Source organism: Nocardiopsis sp. NRRL B-16309 (assembly GCF_001279585.1).
Taxonomy (GTDB): domain Bacteria; phylum Actinomycetota; class Actinomycetes; order Streptosporangiales; family Streptosporangiaceae; genus Nocardiopsis.
On sequence record NZ_LGEC01000151.1, the window covers coordinates 1 to 448 of the forward strand.

A 448-nucleotide genomic window follows, 5' to 3' on the forward strand; every position below is an offset into this window, starting at 1 on the left:
CCTGCAGGACCTGCCCGCCGTCTTCAACACACAGGTCAACGACGCCCTGCTCACCGCCGTCGCCAGCGCGATCGGGCACTGGACCGGCGACGACCACGTCCGCATCGACCTCGAAGGCCACGGCCGCGAAGACCTCTTCGACGACATCGACCTCTCCCGCACCGTCGGCTGGTTCACCACCATCTCCCCCGTCCGGCTGCCCGTCCCCTCCCCGGACCGCCTCACCGAAGGACTCCAGCGGACCAAGGAACTCCTCCGAACACGCCCCCGCCAGGGCATCGGCTACAGCCTCCTCGCCCACAACCCCGACCGAGCCGACGACGGATTCGGACCCGCCGCCCAGATCAGTTTCAACTACCTCGGCCAGTTCGACGCCTCCGGCGGCTTCGCCGCCCACTCCGGCAAAGCCGGACCCGACTGGCACCCCGACAACCAGCGCCCCTACCAG

The 448-nt window shown here is 69.6% G+C and carries 1 protein-coding gene; it reads left to right on the forward strand.

Going from position 1 to position 448, the window contains the following annotated elements; translation table 11 throughout:
* A partial coding sequence (locus ADL05_RS29140; RefSeq protein ID WP_156366100.1) for a condensation domain-containing protein occupies positions 1-448 on the forward strand: 448 nt, incomplete at both ends.